This is a genomic window from Ramlibacter sp. MAHUQ-53, from assembly GCF_052600055.1.
The window spans coordinates 39363-58301 of the sequence record NZ_JBQWTS010000002.1; the positions used below are offsets into that span (position 1 = coordinate 39363).

Here is an 18939-nt window from a genome sequence, read left to right on the forward strand (position 1 = left end):
GGATGCGGTTGCGTTGGTGTTGGCAGACGCGACAGTTAAAGCTGTCGCGTTGATGCAAGACCTGACCCCATCCCGCTCGTCCAACCCGCATCGCCTCCGAGGAGCGCCTTCCCTAGACTTCCGCGCGCTGCGGATTTCGGCGTTGACCAGGGGGCAATATGAGGTTTGCATGGACCATCGGAATCGCGTTGGGCGTGCTTGGCGCGGGGTGCGGAAGCAAGTCGGATCCGAGCGAGCGCAACTTCGCCAAAGCGATCGAGGCATTCCTCGCCCGCAGCGATGGCTTGTGCCTCGGCATCCGCCAATGGCCGGTCGATATCCCCGAGTACGCCATGCGCAAGTCGCTCTTTTCACCGGGCGGGCCGCCTCGCACCCTCGTCGCGTTGGAGTCGGTCGGGCTTGCGCGAAGCGAGGATGTCGACGTGGATTCCGAGCGAACAGGCTTCGACTTGAAGCCCATGCGGGTGAAGGAAAAGGCACGGCGCTACTCGCTCACAGAAGCGGCTCGCCCCTATGTCCATGAGACACCGGACAAGCGCCAAGTTCTCTGCTGGGGCCGGGCTGTCCTCGACAAGGTGGTGAAGTGGGAAGGGCCGCTGAAGTTCGGTGAGTATCAGGAGGCCCGGGTCGCCTATCACTTCAAGATCGACGGCCAGGCCGCCTGGGCGCTGAAGCCGGAGATCCAGGAAGCCTTCTCCTCGGTGTCTGCCGCCCTCGGTGCGGCCAGTCGCAGCGAGCAGTTGGTACAAGTCAAACTGACCAACCTCGGCTGGGAGGTCTACGACCGCGTGGGGCTTCCGAAGGCATGGGACTGAGTGGGGCTGGGGGGCTGGGGTCAGGTCTTGCATCAACGCGACCGATCGCTCTCTGGTCCCACGCCATTCCCTCTGACCGTCCAACCTACCGGGGAGTCGTGTACCCCGAAGTTCTGCGCGATCTCGCACCACGAATGGCCGAACTTTTTGCTGTCGCGTTGATGCAAGACCTGACCCCATCCCTTCCTGCGCGACAATCCCCCGATCGCCCGCCTTCCCCCCGACCATGCCTCCCTCCCTTCCCCGCGCCCTGCTCGTGACCGCCACCGCCGCCCTGCTGGCCGCCTGCGGCGGCGGCAGTGACCCGAAGCCGGCCGTGAACGGCTTCCAGGTCCAGTCGATGATGTTCGGGAAGGCCGCCACCTTCTACGTGGGCGGCGTGCACCTGCGCAACACGATGGTGGCGGACACCGGCGGCGCCTGCACCAACCCCAGCTTCGCCAGCAGCAGCACCCCCGAGCTGGCGGTGCTCAATTGCACCGTGGAGCGCGTCGGCGAGTTCCCCTTGACCCTGCGCTCCGCCGAGGGCGCCGTGCTGTACCAGACCACGCTCACCGTGCCCAAGCCGCAGGTGGCCATGCTCACCGACGCCGGCAACATCACCCTGGAGCTGGACCCGGCGGCCGCGCCCGTCACGGTGCGCAATTTCCTCACCTACGTGGGCAACGGCTACTACCGCAGCACGCTGTTCCACCGCGTGATCCCCGGCTTCGTGGTGCAGGGCGGCGGCTACACCACCGGCATGGTGAAGAAGCCCGGCCAGCTGGCACCCATCACGCTCGAGAGCAACAACGGCCTGCGCAACGTGCGCGGCAGCGTGGCCATGGCCCGCACCAGCGCGCCGGACTCCGCCACCTCCGAGTTCTTCATCAACCTCGTCGACAACACCAGCCTGGACTACCGCAGCGCCAGCAACCCCGGCTACGCCGTGTTCGGCGCGGTCACCGCCGGCCTGGACGTGGTGGACACCATCGCGGCCAAGCCCACCGGCACCTTCAACGGCTTCAACGACGTACCGCTGACCGACATCACGATCACCCTGGCCCTGCAGGTGAAGTAGGCCCGGCGACGCGGGGCGCCCGGCCCGCGGGCAGGGCCTGTCACCTGCGTGCCTCCCGGGAGACCTCGCGGTGTTGATCCCGCCGCGGGAAGGCTGAACAATCTCCAGCCAACCGGGCGCAGACCCGACAACGCAGGAGACCCCATGCCCCCACGCCCTCGCGCGCGCCGTCGCTGGCTCGCCCTGGCTGCCTGTGCGCTCGCCGCCCTCGCCCCGCTGGGGCAGGCCCACGCGCAGACCTGGCCGAGCCGGCCGATCCGCCTGGTCGTTCCCATCCCGCCCGGCGGCGCGCCCGACCTGATCGCGCGCGCCCTGGGCCAGCGCCTGGCCGCCCAGACCGGCCAGTCCGTGGTGGTTGACAACAAGACCGGCTCCAACGGCAACGTGGCCGCCGAGTTCACCGCGCGCGCCCCGGCCGACGGCCACACCCTCCTGGTGGGCATGGACAGCCTGTTCGTGATCAACCCCTACCTCTACGCCCGCATGCCGGTGGACGTGAACAAGGAGCTGGTGCCGGTGGCGACCCTGGGGGCCAACCAGTTCGTGCTGGCGGTGAACCCGGGCCTGAAGGTGAAGAACCTGGCCGAGTTCGTGGAGCTCGCCCGGCGCGCCAAGCCGCCGCTGGCCTACGCCTCCGGCGGCAATGGCAGCCAGCACCACCTCACGATGGAGCTGCTCAAGGCGCGCGCCGGCTTCGACCTGCTGCACGTGCCGTACAAGGGCGGCACGCCGGCCACCGCGGCTACCATCGGCGGCGAGACGGCGGCGATGTTTGCCGGCACCTCCAACGCCAACCTGATCAAGGCCGGCAAGCTGCAGGCCCTGGCCACCAGCGGCCTCCAGCGCTCGAAGTCGCTGCCCGAGGTGCCCACCATCGCCGAGTCCTTCCCCGGCTTCGAGAACACGATCTGGATCGGCCTGTTCGCGCCCGCCGGCACCCCGGCGCCGGTGCTGCAGCGCCTGCGCGCCGAGGTGGCGCGCGCGTTGCAGAGCCCCGAGCTGAGCGAGGCCTTCCTGGCGGCCGGCGGCATCGAGCCCATGGCCACCACGCCCGAGGAGATGCGCGAGCTGATGGCGCGCGACCAGGCCCGCTACAGCAAGTTGATCCGCGAGCTGAACGTGCGGCTGGACTGACCGCCGGGCTGCGGCCCGCGATTTCCCGAACCGAGAACAAGAAAGACGAGCCCCGTGTCACGCCTGACCCTGTCCATCGCCCTGGGCGCCTATGACCATGTCCGCGACCTCACCGAGGGAATCATCCGGCCCGACGGGCTGGACCTGGTGGGCATGCACTTCCAGCCGGAGGAGGTGTTCTTCCGCTTCCTGCGCTTTCGCGAGTTCGACATCTCGGAGGTGTCGTTCGCCAAGTACATCGCGATGGCCTCGTCCCCGCAGGGCTGCGATTTCATCGCGCTGCCGGTGTTCCCCTCGCGGGTGTTCCGGCACTCGTCGATCTACGTGCGCGCGGACGCCGGCATCACCCGCCCGCAGGACCTCGCGGGCCGCCGCGTGGGCCTGCCCGAGTGGGCGCAGACCGCCGCGATCTACAGCCGCGGGCTGCTGGCGCACGAGTACGGGGTGGACCTGCGATCCATCGATTGGGTGCAGGCCGGCGTGAACCAGCCTGGCCGCAAGGAGAAGGTGGCCCTGGCCCTGCCCGAGGGCCTGCGCTGCACGCCCGCGCCGCAGGCCAGCCTGTCGTCCCTGCTGGCCGATGGCGGCATCGACGCGGCCCTCACCGCACGGCCGCCGGAGGCCTTCCTGCGGGGTGACGGGCGCGTGGTCCGCCTGTTCGCCGACTACCGCGAGACCGAGCTGGACTACTGGCGCCGCACCGGCATCTTCCCGATCATGCACGTGGTGGTGCTGCGCCGCGAGGTGCACGAGCGCCACCCCTGGGTGGCGATGAACCTGCTCAAGGCCTTCGAGCAGGCCAAGGAGGCCAGCCAGGCCCGCGCCCTGGACATCACCTGCTCCGCCTTCCCCGTGCCCTGGCTGCCTGACCACGCCGAGCAGGCCCGCAGCCTGATGGGGGGCGACCTCTGGCCCTATGGCGTGGACGCCAACCAGGCCACGCTGCGCGCCTTCACGCAATACGCCTACGAACAGGGCGTGGCGCAGCGGCTCATGGCGCCGGAGGAACTGTTCGCGCCGCAGACGCTGGAGCGGTTCAAGGTCTGAGGCGGGGGCGGGGGCGGTGAGCGGGTGGTGATCAGCCCACCCGGCGGGAGTACGATAGGCCTTTAGGTTGCCTTGCCCCGTGCCTCGTCCCCATGGCTGTCGAAGTCTCCGCCGCCCAGCGCCTCACCCAACCCTATCGTGACGTCGGCCTGCTGATCGTCTCCTGGCCCGACGGAACCCAGAGCGTGGCCAGCGCGGTGCTGGTGGGCCGCAACGACGTGCTCACCGCCGGCCACGCCATCTACAACCCCGACCGCGGGGGCTGGGCCACGAAGTACAGCGTGTACTTCGGCGCCGACTTCAGCTTCACCCGCGTCGCCTTCGATGACCCGGGCACGCCGGTGCACCCCACGCGCTGGTCCGTCCTCAGCTGGCCCGGCCAGACCTACGCCAACGCCGACAACGGAACGATGGAGCAGTCCGAGGCGCAGTACGACGTGGCGCTGCTGGGGCTGGACCGCGCCGTTGGCGATACCCTGGGCTGGCTCGGCATCGCGCCGGGCTTCGATGGCACGCAGGTGGCCGAGGCCGTCGGCTTCCCCTCCAATGCCGACGGCATGCAGACCGAGACGGTGAGCGTGACGCGCCCCTCCTGGTATGCGCTGTACGAGTCCGCCGTCGACGTATTCGCCCCGGGCAGCTCGGGTGGGCCGCTGCTGGTGGGCAACCAGGTGATCGGCGTCAAATCGACCAGTTCCTGGTGGGCCGACGTGGGCGGCAGCGAGGTCTACGGCGCCCTGCTCGCGGGCATGCTGGCCAACGACACGCTGCTGGACGCGCAGGCCCGCCCCACCGTCACCGCGTTCACCCCCGGCGACGCCGCCGCTACCGCGCCGGTGGCCGCCGACCTGGTGCTGCAATTCAGCGAGGTGGTGCGCCGCGGCAGCGGCACGATCTCGCTGCGCAAGATGGATGGCACGCTGGTGGAGAGCTTCGACGTGGCCTCCAGCAGCCGCGTGGAGGTGGGCGGCCCCGAGCTCTCGATCGACCCCACGAAGGACCTCGCCTGGTTCACCCGCTACACGCTCAGCGTCTCCCCGGGCGCGGTGCAGGGCCTCTCCGGCCTGGCCTCGGCGGACGGCGTGTCCTACGGCTTCTACACGGGCGGCACCGTGGTGCCCGGCACGCCGGGTGACGACGCCTTCGCCAGCACCTACCAGGTGGAGGAGTTCAACGGCGGCGCCGGCCTGGATACCGCGGTGTTCCGCGGCGCGGTGGGCGGCTACAGCCTCACCATCGACCGCGCGGCCCGCACCGCCATCGTCTCGGACGCCACGCCGGGCCGCGACGGCACCGACCTGCTGCGGCAGGTGGAGAAGGTGCAGTTCGGCACGCAGGTGTTCGACCTGTTCAACCCGGCGCGCACCAGCGTGCCGGCGTACAAGGCCAACCGGGACTTCCTGTTCGACCCGGCCTACTACCTGCTGTCCAACCCCACGCTGGCGACCTCGGTGACGATGGACGCGGCCAGCACGCACTACCTGTCGGCCGGCGCCGCGCAGGGCCTGCGGCCGAATGCATGGTTCGATGCCCCGTACTACGCCAATCGCTGGCCCGACCTCAAGGCCGCGAACCTCGACACCGCCACCCTGTTCCTGCACTACAACCTGTACGGCGTGTGGGAAGGGCGCAGCGCGGGCCCGGTGTTCGACACGTACGACGGTACCCGCTACCTGCGTGACAACCCCGACGTGGCCGCCTACGTGGACGGCCACGTGGCCGACTTCCTGGGCAGCCGCACCAACGGCGCGATCGCGCATTACGTGATCTACGGGGCGGATGAAGGGCGCGTGGCCTATGACGCCGCAGGCGCCAGGCTCGACGCGGCGGTGGTCATCGGGGTGAGCCCCTGAAATGAAAAACCCCGCGCCCTTGTGGGGCGCGGGGTCTGCGTCACGGCGCTATCGCGCCGGGAGCTCGAGGCTTCGTCAGACGGCCAGCAGCGTGTCCGAGGTGGCGTTGAACGAGGCAGTGCTCAGGTCCACCAGGCCGGTCACCTTGACGATGATGTCCAGGTTGGCGGTGAACTCCGTGGCGCTGCCGGCAGCGATGTTCTGCACGACATAGGTGTCGCCGCCGAACTGGAACCAGGCCAGGCCACCGTCGGTGGTGTTGGCGATGGCAGCGTTCGCATAGTCGGCGAAGACCGCGGTCGTGCCCAGGGTGACCTTGGCCGACTTGAACGCGTTGGCGCCCGCGTTGAACTTGATCGTGTCGCCGGCCTGCAGGTCGGTGATGGTGCCGTAGGCGTTGACGTTGTTCACCGCGAAGTCCACGTTGAACACGTCGGCGCCAGCGCCGCCAGTCACGGTCACGCCATTGCTGCGGATCGACAGCGTGTCGTTGCCTGCGCCGCCCACCAGCACGTCGCCGGCGCGGTTGGCGGTGAGCACGTCGTTGCCGGCGCCGCCGGTGACGGTGACGGCCGAGGTGCCGCTCGCGGAGGTCGCGAACGTCAGCTTGCCACCCAGGGCGGAGGCATTGACCGAGGTCAGGGCCGTCACGTTGGCGTCCAGGTTCAGGTTGGCGTTGGCATTGCCGGACAGGGTCACGGTCTTGAGCGCAGCGTCCTTCAGCGTGATGGTGTGCGTGTCGGGCGTGGTGACGGTGACGACGTCGCTGTCGGTGACCACCAGGGCGATGGTCTCGACACCAGCGGCGTCCACCGTGCCGGCGTTGATGCCGGAGCCGTTCTTGACGATCACGTTCAGGATGTCGGCGGTACCGGTGGCGTCGGCCAGGGTCACGACCGCGCCGGTGCCGGCAGCGGTGATCTCCAGCGTGCCGTTGGCAGCCATGTTGGTCAGGGTCAGCGAACCCGGGCCGAGGCCGGTGGCGGTGTAGGTCAGGTCAGTGACGTTGCCGTTGGCGCCGTAGTCGAAGAACACCGTGGAGCCGCTCATGCTCGGGCCAGCCCAGGTCGTGTAGCTGCCGCTGACGCTGACGTTGGCCGAGCCCGTGGGCGAGTAGCCGAAGAACGCAGCAGCCACTTCGCTGGAGGTCGCGTCGTTGATCGCGGTCGCGGTCACGCCGGCGATGGTGATGCTCATGCCGGCGGACAGCGCCGGGAACGTCACGGCCGCGGTCTCGTGGGTCGTGCTCGTGCCCTGGGTCGTCACGATGGTCACGGTCGGGGCGGCCTGGCTCGTCGCGGCGCCACCGGCGGTGGTGACATAGCTGATGCCGTCCAGGTTCGCCAGGTTGACCGTCTTGTTCTGGCCGGCGGCCACGGTGCCCAGGCTCAGCTTCTCGAAGCCGTCGATCTTGGTCGCGAAGGTCGCCGTGGCGGAAGCCGTGGCGGCGTCGGCGGCAGCCATCACCAGCGTGTCGGTGCCATCGCCGCCGGACAGGGTCGCGGTGGAGGTGGTGGTGCCGGTGGCCAGGGTCAGCGAGTCGTCGCCAGCGCCCAGGGACACGGCCTTGGCCGGTGCAGTGGCAGACAGCGTCACGTTGTCCACGCCCGCGCCGCCGGTGTAGGTGGCATTGACGGCGTTCAGCGTGATCGTGTTCTTGCCGGTGGAGGCGGAGGCGTCCACGGAAGCCAGGCTCGCGGCGGCGGACACGTTGGCCTTCACGCCACCAGCGCCGGTGATGGTCACCGACTCCAGGGCGCCCAGCGAAGAACCGGACAGGTCCAGGGCCTTGTCGCCGGACAGGGCCAGTGTCTTGACGCCACCCGCGGTCAGTTCGACGTACGAGTCGGCACCGGAGGTCGCCACGTTCATGGCGGTGTAGGTGCTGCCCGCGTTGACCTGGGCGGTGTTGATCACGCCGGCAGAGGACTTCGTGCCCAGGGCGACGACGTTCAGGGCCAGGCTGGTGGCGGCGGCGTTGGTGATGGACATGTCCTCGGCGCTGCGGGCCAGGGTCACGGTCGTCAGCGCGTCGGAGGCGATCGACGACGAAGCGCCGAAGCCGTCAACGGACACGGTGGCCAGCTTGTCGGTGCCGGTGATGGCGCCGTTGATGGTCACGGTACCCGCGTTCACGCCCAGCACGCCGGTACGGGCCGTGACTTCAGCGGCGCCCAGCACGTTGTCGCCTTGCGTCGGGGCGGTGGCGCCGACGCTGGAGATGGTGAGGGTCTGGTCCGTGTTGCTGGCGGTGGCGGCGGTGAAGGTGACCGAGTAGGTGGTGGTCCCGCTCACCGTCGTGGAGGTCACGGCGCCGGAGGTCCAGTTGGCCGACAGGGCACCGGTGAAGGTGCCATTGGCCGTGGCCGTGGTGTTCTGCGTGGCGCTCTTGGCCAGGTTGGCGAAGGCGGCAGCCACTTCGGCGGCGGTCAGGGTCTTGGCGGCGGTGAAGGTCAGGCCGTCGATGGTGACGGTCTGGCCGGTGGTCATGCCGGAGAAGTTGACGACTTGCGTCTCCTTCTTGGCGGCGACGGCCTCGCGCGCGTCGACGGCGGCAGCGGCGGTCGTCTGGGCGACGTAGACGGCGGTGGTCAGGGACGTGCCGGTCACGGACACGGCGCCCTGGCTGACGACGGTATTGCTGGTGTCGGTGGCCGCGGCGGCGGACGACGAGGTCGCCTGCTGGTTCACCGTGACGGTGGTGCCACCGGTGACGTTGATCGCGCCGAGGTTGACGTTGTTGCTCGTCGCCTTGTATTCGGCGCCCGAGGTGCTGACCGAGATGGTGCCGGTGGGCTTGACCGTGTTGTAGGTGCCGATGTTCACGCGGCCGCCGGTTGCGCCCTGTGCGGACACGGTGACGTTGGTGCCGCCATCGACTTCGATCCAGCCGCTGCCGGTGTTGGCGTGGTTCACGGTCACGGCGCCGGAGGCACCGGTGTCGTAGCCGACGTAGACGTCCTGGTTGGCTTGGCTGGAGGTGACGGCGATGTCGGCACCGCCGCGCACGTCGACGTAGCCGCCCGTGGCGCCGCTCACTTTCACGTTCGTGGTTGCAGCGGCGATGGCGTAGATGTCGTCGCCGCGGTTGATGTTCAGCGTCTTGAGGCCGGAGAAGCCGGACGTGGTGTCGAGGTCCACATCGCCGACGGAGGACACGTTGACCGTCTGGATGTTGGTCGTGTTGATGTTCGAAACGCTGGTGCCGCCGACCTGGTCGACGATGTTCAGCACGTTGTTCGATCCCGCGCCACCGTTGATGGTGTCGACGCCCGACAGCGTGGCGGCGGACACGAGCACGCCGTTCTGGATGACGTTGCCGACGACGCCGTCAACCGTATCGTTTCCCGCGGTGCCGGTGATGTTATCCACACCTGCAGTGAGCGTGAAAGTATGGGACGAATAGTCTATTGAATATATTCAATGTGAACAGCAAGATCCGCCTGTGCACTGCATTTTTACTGCAGGTACACCGACCGCAGGGAGTTTCAATTTCGAAATAAGAGAGTACAAAAAGTATCAGATTCGACTTCGGAATTGCATCGTTGACCGAGCCTCGAAATCGTGCACAGCCTCACTCAGGAACTGATCGACCAGGTGCGTTGCCCCCCGGGACGCCGGCACATGGAGGTGGCCGACGCGCTGGTGCCCGGGCTGTTCCTCGACGTCTATCCCACCGGCACCCGCTCCTTCAAGCTGCGCTACTCGGTGCGCGGCGCCCGCAACTTCGCCACGCTGGGCAACGCGGCCCTGCTCACGCTGGACGAGGCGCGGGAGCGGGCCCGGCAGATCCTGCGGCGCGACCTCCTGGGCATCCGGGCGGATGAGGCGGGGGCCGGGAGCCTCACGGTCGAGGACTTCTTTCTCAATCGCTACCTGCCCTACGTGAAGTCCTACAAACGCAGCTGGGGTACGGACGAAAGTTTCATCCGCAACCATGTCATTCCGCACCTCGGCCCGCGGCCGCTGGGCGCGGTGAGCGCGAGCGAGCTGGCCGGCGTGATCGAGGTGATGCGCAAGAAGGCCTACGCCGCGGCCACCAGCAACCGCTTCCTGGTGATCCTGCGCTACGGCTACACGCTGGCCCTGCGCTGGAAGCTCGAGGGCGTGGAGCGCAACCCGGCCAAGGAGCTGCGCAGCCTCAAGGTGGACAACAAGATCGAACGCTTCCTCTCGGCGCCCGAGTCCGAGCGGCTGATGGACGCGGTGCGCGCCAGCGAGAACCCGCTGCTGCAGTACATCGTCGCCTTCCTGGTGCTCACCGGCGCGCGCCGGCGCGAGGCGCTGGAGGCGCGCTGGGACGACGTGAACTTCGACCAGGCCTCCTGGCGCATCCCGCGCTCCAAGTCCGGCAAGGTACGGCATGTGCCGCTGTCGGCCGATGCCCTGGGCATCCTGCGCCACCTGCAGGCCCGGCAGGCCGGGGAGGGCGCGGCGACGCCCTTCGTCTTTGCCAACCCGTCCACCGGCAAGCCCTTCGTCTCCATCTTCGTCAGCTGGGACACGGCCCGCCACCGGGCCGGCCTGCCCGAGCTGCGCATCCACGACCTGCGCCACAGCTTCGCCAGCTTCCTGGTGAACTCCGGCCGCAGCCTCTACGAGGTGAAAGAGCTCCTGGGCCACGCCGACATCAAGACCACCAGCCGCTACGCCCACCTGAGCCGCGAACGCCTGGCCCAGGCGGTGGAGCTGATCGGGCCGGCGATGGGGTTGAAGCGGGGGGGCTGAGGGCGGGCGAGGCTGCGCGAGTCCAGCCAATGACACCAGCGGTCCGGCGTGACGGGACATGGGAGAGGCCGGCGGGTTGAATTCCCAGGCCTTGTTCGAACCGTCCCATTGGATCAGGCTTGGCCCACCTGCTCACAGTCGCCGAATTGCCAGGATTCATCCGTTGCGCAGACCGCCTGTTGGCGTCTTCCGAGCGTGAAGATGTGAATCGTTACCTGTCGGGCTATCCGCTGGCCGGTGACCTCGTCGAGGGCACCGGGGGGCGTTCGCAAGCTGCGGTGGGGCTGCGGAAGCAAGGGTAAGAGGGGTGGCGTACGAGTGATCTACTACTTCCACAGCGAGAACATGCCGTTGTATCTCCTGACCTTGTTCGCGAAGAACGAGCGAGCCAACCTGACGCGCGCAGAGCGCCATGACCTGGCTGAACTGACGGGTCTGCTGGTCAAGGCCTGGAGCCAACGGGGTTGGATGAGATGACACGTGCATTCGAGAGCATCAAGGCAGGCCTGCAGGAGGCCCTGGAGCACGCCGAAGGGCGGTCTCCAAAGACGCGCGTCCATCGTCCCCGGCCCGTGGACGTCAGGCAGCTGCGCGCCAGGATCGGGATGACCCAGGAGCAGTTCGCTGCCCGGTTCGGGTTCTCGACGGCGACCCTGCGCCACTGGGAGCGTGGTGACCGGCAACCCCACGGTCCCGCACTTGTTCTGCTTAACGTGATCGAGCGCAACCCCGCAGCCGTGATCGACGCCTTGAGCAACTGACTCTCGGGGAGGGCGCCAAAGGCCCGGGGGCCGCTTGGTTATCCTCGCCCTCATGCCCGACCTCCAGCGCATCACCACCGAGTACGTCGAGGCCGAAGACCGCCTGCGCCTGAGCGGCGAGCGGCCGGATGGCTCGACCGTGGTGTTGTGGCTGACCCTGCGCATGGCCGTGCGCCTGGTGCCGCCGCTGTGCCGCTGGCTCGAGCAGCACACCACCGCCGCCGGCGCGCCGCTGGAGGTGGTGCAGGAGTTCGCCCAGCAGGCCGCCCTGGCCGCCCTGGAGCCGGCGCCGCCGGTGCGGGCCACCGGCGAGGCCCGGGCCTGGCTGGTGCACAGCGTCGACGTGAACATCCGCAACGACCTCGTCCAGCTCGGCTTCAAGGCCGAAGGGCAGGGCGAGGTGCTCGCCCGGATCGCCTTCGCCCCCCAGCCCCTGCGCCAGTGGCTGGGCATCCTGCACGACCAGTTCCGCAAGGCCGACTGGCCGCTCGCCGCCTGGCCCGAGTGGGTCACCGAGGCCCGCCCCCGGCCGCCCGAAGGGCAGGGGGGCGTGCTCCACTGAGACATCCGGTAAAACTTCATATAGGAACCGTTACACTCGAGCTTCCTATATGAACTCCCGGATCGTCATCACCCTCAACGTGACCCCGGCCCAGCAGCAGCGGCTGCTGGCGCTGCAGGGCGCGTTCGCGGAGGTGTGCAACGCCCTGGCGCCGCTGGTGCAGTCCACCCGCACCTGGAACCGCGTGGCCCTGCACCACATGGCCTACAAGTCGCTGCGCGAGCGCTTCCCGGCGGTGGGCTCGCAGATGGTGTGCAACGCCATCTACTCCGTGTCCCGCCACTGCCGCGCGCTGTTCCAGGCGGAGGGCAGCCCCTTCCACCTGGGCAAGCTGGGCGACCGGCCGCTGCCGCTGCTGAGGTTCACCGACAGCTGCCCGGTGTTCTTCGACCGCCACACGCTGAGCCTGAAGGACGGGCAGCTGTCCATGTACACGCTGGACGGCCGCCTGCGCTTCCAGCTGGACTTGCGGCCCGAGGACGAGTACAGCTTCCACCACCGCAAGCTGCGCGAGCTGGTGCTCAGCCGCACTGCTGGCAACCGGTTCGTGCTGTCGTTCACGTTCTCCGAGCAGGACGCGGCCGGCGGCGCGGCCAACGAGGTCATCCTGGAAGAAGACGAGGCGGGCCAGATCCCGCGCTATTTGAAGGTTGAGGAATTCCATGCAAATGCGTAACCCCGCGGGCACCCCGCCGGACGCCGAGCTGCGGGCCGCCGCGGGCGAGCTGCGGCCGTACTTCGTGAAGTCGGTGTGGTTCACGGTCATCGCCGGCCTGCTGGTGCTGGCGCCCAGCGGCTACATGCTCGAGGTGTACGACCGCGTCGTGAACAGCCGCAGCCACATCACCCTGGCCATGCTGACCCTGGGCGTGGTCTTCGCCTACCTGGTGATGGAGACCCTGGAGTGGGCCCATGGCGAGGAGATGCACGAGGCCGGCCTGAAGCTGGACGAGCGCCTGTCCTCGCGCGTGTTCCGCGCCAGCTTCGAGGCCAACCTGCGCCGCATGCCCGGCGGCACGACCCAGCCGCTCAACGACCTGCGCACCCTGCGCGAGTTCCTGGCCGCGCCGGTGCTCAAGGCGATCATGGAGTCGCCGGTGTCGCTGGTGCTGCTGCTGGTGCTGTTCGCCATCCATCCCGTGCTGGGCTGGGCCTCGGTGGGCGGCGCGCTGCTGCAGGGCCTGGTGGCCTGGCTGAACGAGCGCGGCACCCGCCCGCCGCTGATGGAGGCCAACCGCCGCGCCGTCGCGGCGCAGCAGTACGCCGACGGCTCCCTGCGCAACGCCCAGGTGATCGAGGCCATGGGCATGCTCAAGGACATCCACGGCCGCTGGATCGAGAAGCAGCAGGAGTTCCTCGGCCTGCAGGCCGAGGCCTCCAACCGCGCCGGCCTGTACTCGGCGCTGGCCAAGCTGATCCAGATCGTCGGCAGCTCGCTGCTGCTGGGCCTGGGCGCCTGGCTCGCGCTGACCGACCGCACGTTCAGCGGCGGCCTGATGATCGTCGGCTCCATCCTCGGCGGCCAGGTGCTCAAGCCGCTGGTGCAGATGGTGACCGGCTGGAGCGCGCTGGTGAACGCGCGCGACGCCTGGATGCGCCTGGCCGCCATGCTGGCCTCGCTGCCGCCCAAGCCGCCGGCGATGCCGCTGCCCGCGCCGCGCGGCGTGCTGGTGGCCGAGAACCTGGTGGTGCCGGCGCCCGGCACGCAGCTGCCGATCCTGCGCGGCGTGAGCTTCGCGCTGAACCCCGGCGAGGTGCTGGCCGTGATCGGCCCCTCCGCCGCCGGCAAGACCAGCCTGGGCCGCGCCCTCATGGGCCTGTGGCCCTCGGCGGGCGGCAAGGCCCGCCTCGACGGCGTGGACGTGGCCACCTGGGACAAGGCCGAACTCGGCCCCCACGTGGGCTACCTGCCCCAGGGCGTGGAGCTGTTCGACGGCAGCGTCGCCGAGAACATCGCGCGCTTCGGCGAGGTCGACGCCGCGAAGGTGGAGGCCGCCGCCCGCGCGGTGGGCCTGCATGAATTCATCCTGTCGCTGCCCGAGGGCTACGAGACCGACGTCGGCCCCGACGGCGCGCGCCTGTCCGGCGGCCAGCGCCAGCGCGTGGCCCTGGCCCGCGCGCTGTACGGCGACCCGGTGTTCGTGGTGCTCGACGAGCCCAACTCCAGCCTCGACGAGGCCGGCGACATCGCCCTGGCCCAGGCCATCGCCCTGGCCAAGTCGCGCGGCACCACCTTCGTGGTGATGACCCACCGCACCAGCGTGCTGGGCGTGTCCGACAAGATCCTGCTGCTGCGTGACGGCACCGCCCAGGCCTTCGGCCCGCGCGACGAGGTGCTGGCCGCCCTGCAGAAGGCCAACCAGCAGGCGGCGCAGCAGGCCGCCCAAGCCGCCCAGGGCGCGCGCCCCGCCCAACCCGCCATCGAGGCCGCCCAATGACCGCCCCGCAAGCCACTTCCGAGACCGGCGCCCTGAGCGCCCTGCGCTCGACCCTCTGGACGTTCCGCCGCGAGTTCCTGTGGGTCGGCGCGCTCAGCGCCATCGCCAACCTGCTGATGCTCACGCCCACCCTGTACATGCTGCAGGTGTACGACCGCGTGATGATCAGCCAGAACACCGCCACCCTGGTGAGCGTGTCCCTGATCTGCCTGTTCCTCGTGGGCATCATGAGCGTGGCCGAGTGGACGCGTTCGCGCATCCTGGTCAACGCCGGCATGCGGCTGGACGAGGCGCTGGGCACCAAGGTGTTCAACGCCAGCTTCGAGGCCTGCATCGGCAGCCTCAAGGCCAGCCCCGCGCGCGCCTTCAACGACCTGCTGCAGGTGCGCCAGTTCCTCACCGGCCAGGGCATCTTCGCGCTGTTCGACGCGCCCTGGGCGCCGATCTACATCGCCGTCACCTTCCTGCTGCACCCGATGCTCGGCGTGCTGGCCCTGGTGTTCGCGGTGGTGCAGGTGGCCCTGGCCTGGTTCGGCCACCGCCACACGGTGGCGCCGGCCGAGGCCGCCGCCCTGGCCACCAGCGACGCCACGGTGTACGTGCAGGGCAAGCTGCGCAACGCGGAGGTGCTCGAGTCCATGGGCATGGTGGACAACCTGCTGGCCCGCTGGAAGCAGCGCCATGGCACCGCCCTGGCCCGCGCCACCCAGGCGCAGGCCGTGAACAACCGCGTGATGGCCGCGAGCAAGTTCATCCGCTACGTGCAGCAGTCGCTGTCGCTGGGCGCCGGCGCGCTGCTGGTGATCGACGGCCAGCTCACGCCCGGCGCGATGATCGCGGCCAACGTGCTGATGTCCCGCGCGCTCGCCCCGATCGACCTGCTGGTCTCCACCTGGAAGGGGTTCGTCACCGCGCGCGCCGCCTTCCTGCGCCTGGAGAAGCTGCTCGAGGAGTTCCCCGAGCGTGACGCCGCGCTGCGCCGCGTCGCCCCCACCGGCCGCGTGACCCTGAAGGCCATGGGCGCCACCGCCCCGGGCCGCGAGACGCCGATCCTGCAGGGCCTGGACGTCGACATCGCCCCCGGCACCGTGGTGGTGGTGCTCGGCCCCTCGGGCTCGGGCAAGAGCACGCTGGCCCGCGCCATCGTCGGCATCTGGCCCCACGTGCAGGGCGAGGTGCTGCTGGACGGCCTGCCGGTCGACGGCTGGAACCGCGTCGAGCTGGGCCCGCACCTGGGCTACCTGCCGCAGGACGTGGAGCTGTTCGACGGCTCCATCGCCGAGAACATCGCCCGCTTCGGCGAGGTGGACTCGGGCCAGGTGATCGCCGCCGCGCGCAGCGCCGGCCTGCACGACATGATCCTGCGCTTCCCCAAGGGCTACGACACGCCCCTGGGCGAGGCCGGCAGCCTGCTCTCGGGCGGCCAGCGCCAGCGCATCGCCCTGGCCCGCGCGGTCTACGGCGACCCGGCGCTGGTGGTGCTGGACGAGCCCAACGCCAACCTCGACGATGCGGGCGAGGCCGCCCTGGCGCGTACCGTGGCCGAACTCAAGGCCAAGGGCAAGACCGTGTTCCTGATCACGCACCGCCCCGGCGCCATCGCCTCGGCCGACTGGCTGATGCTGCTGCAGAACGGCCGCCTGGCCGCCAGCGGCCCGCGCGACGCGGTGCTCGGCGCGCTGCGCGCCCAGGCCGCCCAGGCCGCCCAGGCCGCCCAGGCGCAAGCGGCCGCCGCTGCGGCTGCCGCCCCCTCCACCCCGCCCGGCGACGCGATCCAGCCCGCCTGATCCCCGTATTTGCGAAACAGAACTGCCATGTCCTCTCAATTCCCCCTCGACCCGGCGGACTCCGGGACCGCAACGCGCCGCACCGGCCGCGCCGGCCGCATCGGCCTGCTGGCCCTGGCCCTGGGCTTCGGCGGCTTCGTCCTGTGGGCCGCCTTCGCGCCGCTGGACGAAGGCGTCGCCGCCCCGGGCAGCGTGACCGTCGACACCAAGCGCAAGTCGGTGCAGCACCTCTCGGGCGGCATCGTGAAGGACGTGCTGGTGCATGAAGGCCAGCAGGTCAAGGAAGGCGACGCGCTGGTGCGCCTGGACCCGGCCGTGGCCCAGGCCAACTTCGAGTCCTCCCGCCAGCGCTATTTCGCGCTGCGCGCCATGGAGGGCCGCCTGATCGCCGAGCAGGGCGGCCAGTCGAAGATCACCTGGCACCCCGACCTCAAGGACGGCGCGCAGGACCCCCTGATCAAGCAGCAGCTGGCGTTGCAGGAGCAGCTCCTGGCCACCCGCCGCGCCGCGCTGCAGGCCGACCTGTCGGCCATCGAGGAAAGCATCCGCGGCCAGGAGGGCCTGGTGCAGGCCTACCGCGGCATGCTCGAGAACCGCAAGATGCAGTTCTCCCTCCTCAGCGAGGAGCTGAAGAACGTGCGCCCGCTGGTGGCCGACGGCTACGCGCCGCGCACCCGCCAGATGGAGCTGGAGCGCGCGGTCGCCGAGTCGCTGGCGGCGCAGACCGAGCTGCAAGGCAACTCGGTGCGCTCGGTGCAGGCGATCGCCGAGCTGCGCCAGCGCGCCACGGCGCGCCAGGCCGAGTACCGCAAGGAGATCGAGTCGCAGCGCGCCGACGTCACCCGCGAGGTGGAGGCCGAGTCCGCCAAGTACGCCTCGCTGAAAAACGACCTGGCCCGCACCGAGATCCGGTCGCCCGCCACCGGCCAGGTGGTCGGCCTGTCGACCCAGACCCTGGGCGGCGTGGTCGGCCCCGGCCAGAAGCTGATGGACATCGTGCCGTCCGACGCGCCGCTGCTGCTGGAGGCCCGCGTGCCGCCGCACGTGATCGACCGCGTGCGCAACGGCATGCCGGTGGACATCCGCTTCAGCGCCTTCTCGCACGCCCCCACGCTGGTGGTGGACGGCAAGGTCGTCTCCATCTCGGCGGACCTGATCGTCGAGCCGCAGACCAACATCGCCTACTACCTCGCCCGCGTGGCCGTGACGCCGGAGGGCCTGAAGAAGCTGGGCCAGCGCCAGATGCAGCCCGGCATGCCCGCCGAGGTGATCATCCGCACCGGCGAGCGCTCGCTGATCACCTACCTGGTCGGCCCGCTGGTCAAGCGCGTGGCCGCCTCGATGAAGGAGGAGTGAGATGGCCGCCCGACGCCTTCCCCCGGGCCTGCCCCGCGGCCTTCGCCTGCTGGCCGTCGCCGGCCTGGTGGCCGCCGCGCTGCCGGCCTGGTCCCTGGACCTGGCCAAGGCCCACGAGCTGGCCCTGGCGCGCGACGCCCAGGTGGCGGCGGCCCGCGCCGCCGCCGCGGCCGGCCGCGAGCGCCTGCCGCAGGCCCGCGCGCAGCTGCTGCCGACGCTGAACGCCAGCGTCTCCCGCGCCCGCAACGACCTCGACACCACCGCCCCCAACTTCCTGGGCGAGTCGCAGACCACCAACAGCACCTACAACAGCGCCAACAACACCCTGTCGCTGCGCCAGCCGCTGTTCCGCCCGCAGCTGTGGGCCCAGTACCGCCAGGCCCGCTTCCAGGTGGAGGACACGGACGCCCAGTACGAGGTCGAACTGGTCAACCTCACCAACCGGGTCACGCAGCAGTACTTCCAGGCGCTGCTGGCGCAGGACCAGCTCGAGGTGGTGCGCCAGCAGAAGCTGGCCATGACCACCCAGCTCGACGCCGCGCAGCGCAGCCTGCAGGCCGGCGTGGGCACGCGCACCGATGTCGACGACGCCCGCGCGCGCCTGGACATGACCGTGGCCCAGGAGCTGGAGCTGACCCAGGCGCTGGACCTCGCCCGCCGCGAGCTCTCGCTGACCATCGGCGAGCCCGCCGGCGCGCTGGCCGCGCTGGACCCGCGCAAGCTGGTCCTGGCGCCGCCCGAGCCCGCGGGCATGGACGCCTGGGTCGAGCGCGCCGAGACGGCCAGTCCCGAGCTGCGCGCGCTGCGCGCCCGCCTCGAGGCCTCGCGCGAGGAGGTGGCCAAGGCCAAGGCCGGCCATGCGCCCACCGTCGACGCCTTCGTGCAGCGTTCGCGCAGCGAGAGCGAGAACGTCACCCGCATCAGCAGCATCTACGACCAGCGCCAGGTCGGCGTGCAGGTCAACATTCCCCTCTACCAGGGTGGCTACGTGAACTCGCAGATGCGCGAGGCCATCGCCCGCCGCGACCAGGTCGAGAGCCAGCTCGAGGCCGCCCGCCGCGACCTGGGCGTGCGCGTGCTGCGCGAGTTCCGCGGCGTCTCCGAGGGCGTGCTGAAGGTGCGCGCGCTGGAGCAGGCGGTGCGCTCGGCCGAGGAGCTCGTCACCTCCAACCAGCGCTCCTTCCAGGCCGGCGTGCGCACCCGCGTGGACATCCTGAACGCCGAGCAGCAGCTGGCCACCGCCCGCCGCGACCTGGCCCAGGCCCGCTACGTCTACCTCGCCTCCAAGGTGCGGCTCGCCGCCCTGGCGGGCCAGGACAGCACGGCGGCCATCGCCGACGTGTCGAAGGCCCTGGCGCCCTGAGGTCCCGAGGGCCGGCCTGGGGTGGCCGGCCCCGT

16 protein-coding genes are annotated in these 18939 nt (G+C 70.1%); 15 read left to right on the plus strand and 1 reads right to left on the minus strand.

The window, feature by feature from the left end:
• Positions 1-158: 158 nt before the first annotated feature.
• From ACT80S_RS03570 to ACT80S_RS03590, 5 genes are all read left to right on the plus strand, one after another.
• Positions 159-815 (plus strand): hypothetical protein, encoded by a 657-nt coding sequence (locus ACT80S_RS03570; protein ID WP_377412711.1) that lies wholly within the window; start codon positions 159-161, stop codon positions 813-815.
• 226 nt (positions 816-1041) lie between these two features.
• Positions 1042-1875 (plus strand): peptidylprolyl isomerase, encoded by an 834-nt coding sequence (locus ACT80S_RS03575; protein ID WP_377412713.1) that lies wholly within the window; start codon positions 1042-1044, stop codon positions 1873-1875.
• Positions 1876-2019: 144 nt separating this feature from the next.
• Positions 2020-3009 (plus strand): Bug family tripartite tricarboxylate transporter substrate binding protein, encoded by a 990-nt coding sequence (locus tag ACT80S_RS03580; RefSeq protein WP_377412715.1) that lies wholly within the window; start codon positions 2020-2022, stop codon positions 3007-3009.
• Between the two features lie 54 nt (positions 3010-3063).
• Positions 3064-4056, plus strand: a complete 993-nt coding sequence (locus tag ACT80S_RS03585; RefSeq protein WP_377412717.1) for an ABC transporter substrate-binding protein — start codon at positions 3064-3066, stop codon at positions 4054-4056.
• Between the two features lie 92 nt (positions 4057-4148).
• The gene (locus ACT80S_RS03590; protein ID WP_377412719.1) at positions 4149-5909 is read left to right on the plus strand and encodes an Ig-like domain-containing protein; all 1761 of its coding nucleotides are present in this window, start codon (positions 4149-4151) and stop codon (positions 5907-5909) included.
• 75 nt (positions 5910-5984) lie between these two features.
• Here ACT80S_RS03590 and ACT80S_RS03595 read toward each other — a convergent pair whose 3' ends face one another.
• Complete coding sequence (locus ACT80S_RS03595; protein ID WP_377412722.1) at positions 5985-9281, minus strand: beta strand repeat-containing protein; 3297 nt, start codon at positions 9279-9281, stop codon at positions 5985-5987.
• Between the two features lie 192 nt (positions 9282-9473).
• On the opposite strand from ACT80S_RS03595, the gene ACT80S_RS03600 reads away from it, so the two are divergent.
• From ACT80S_RS03600 to ACT80S_RS03645, 10 genes are all read left to right on the plus strand, one after another.
• Positions 9474-10637: a tyrosine-type recombinase/integrase gene (locus ACT80S_RS03600; protein WP_377412724.1), complete on the plus strand. Its 1164-nt coding sequence runs from the start codon at positions 9474-9476 to the stop codon at positions 10635-10637.
• Positions 10638-10756: 119 nt separating this feature from the next.
• Positions 10757-10939 carry a hypothetical protein gene (locus ACT80S_RS03605; protein WP_377412726.1) on the plus strand — a complete coding sequence of 61 codons (183 nt, stop codon included), beginning with the start codon at positions 10757-10759 and terminating at the stop codon, positions 10937-10939.
• Between the two features lie 16 nt (positions 10940-10955).
• Positions 10956-11114, plus strand: coding sequence for a hypothetical protein (locus ACT80S_RS03610; RefSeq protein ID WP_377412728.1), 159 nt, complete (start codon positions 10956-10958; stop codon positions 11112-11114).
• A complete protein-coding gene (locus ACT80S_RS03615) occupies positions 11111-11398 on the plus strand; it encodes a helix-turn-helix domain-containing protein (protein ID WP_377412730.1) in 288 nt (95 codons plus the stop codon). Before ACT80S_RS03610 ends, ACT80S_RS03615 begins: the two co-directional genes overlap by 4 nt.
• Before the next feature lie 52 nt (positions 11399-11450).
• Complete coding sequence (locus ACT80S_RS03620; protein ID WP_377412732.1) at positions 11451-11960, plus strand: hypothetical protein; 510 nt, start codon at positions 11451-11453, stop codon at positions 11958-11960.
• 49 nt (positions 11961-12009) lie between these two features.
• A complete protein-coding gene (locus tag ACT80S_RS03625; protein ID WP_377412734.1) occupies positions 12010-12636 on the plus strand; it encodes a hypothetical protein in 627 nt (208 codons plus the stop codon).
• Entirely contained in the window at positions 12623-14398 is a 1776-nt protein-coding gene (locus tag ACT80S_RS03630; RefSeq protein ID WP_377412736.1) for a type I secretion system permease/ATPase, read from the plus strand. The genes ACT80S_RS03625 and ACT80S_RS03630 overlap by 14 nt, the downstream gene beginning before the upstream one ends.
• On the plus strand, positions 14395-16185 hold the full coding sequence (locus ACT80S_RS03635; RefSeq protein WP_377412739.1) for a type I secretion system permease/ATPase: 1791 nt from the start codon (positions 14395-14397) through the stop codon (positions 16183-16185). The genes ACT80S_RS03630 and ACT80S_RS03635 overlap by 4 nt, the downstream gene beginning before the upstream one ends.
• Positions 16186-16212: 27 nt before the next feature.
• Positions 16213-17541 (plus strand): HlyD family type I secretion periplasmic adaptor subunit, encoded by a 1329-nt coding sequence (locus ACT80S_RS03640; RefSeq protein ID WP_377412741.1) that lies wholly within the window; start codon positions 16213-16215, stop codon positions 17539-17541.
• Position 17542: 1 nt separating this feature from the next.
• Positions 17543-18904, plus strand: a complete 1362-nt coding sequence (locus tag ACT80S_RS03645) for a TolC family outer membrane protein (protein WP_377412743.1) — start codon at positions 17543-17545, stop codon at positions 18902-18904.
• The last annotated feature ends 35 nt before the right edge of the window (positions 18905-18939 follow it).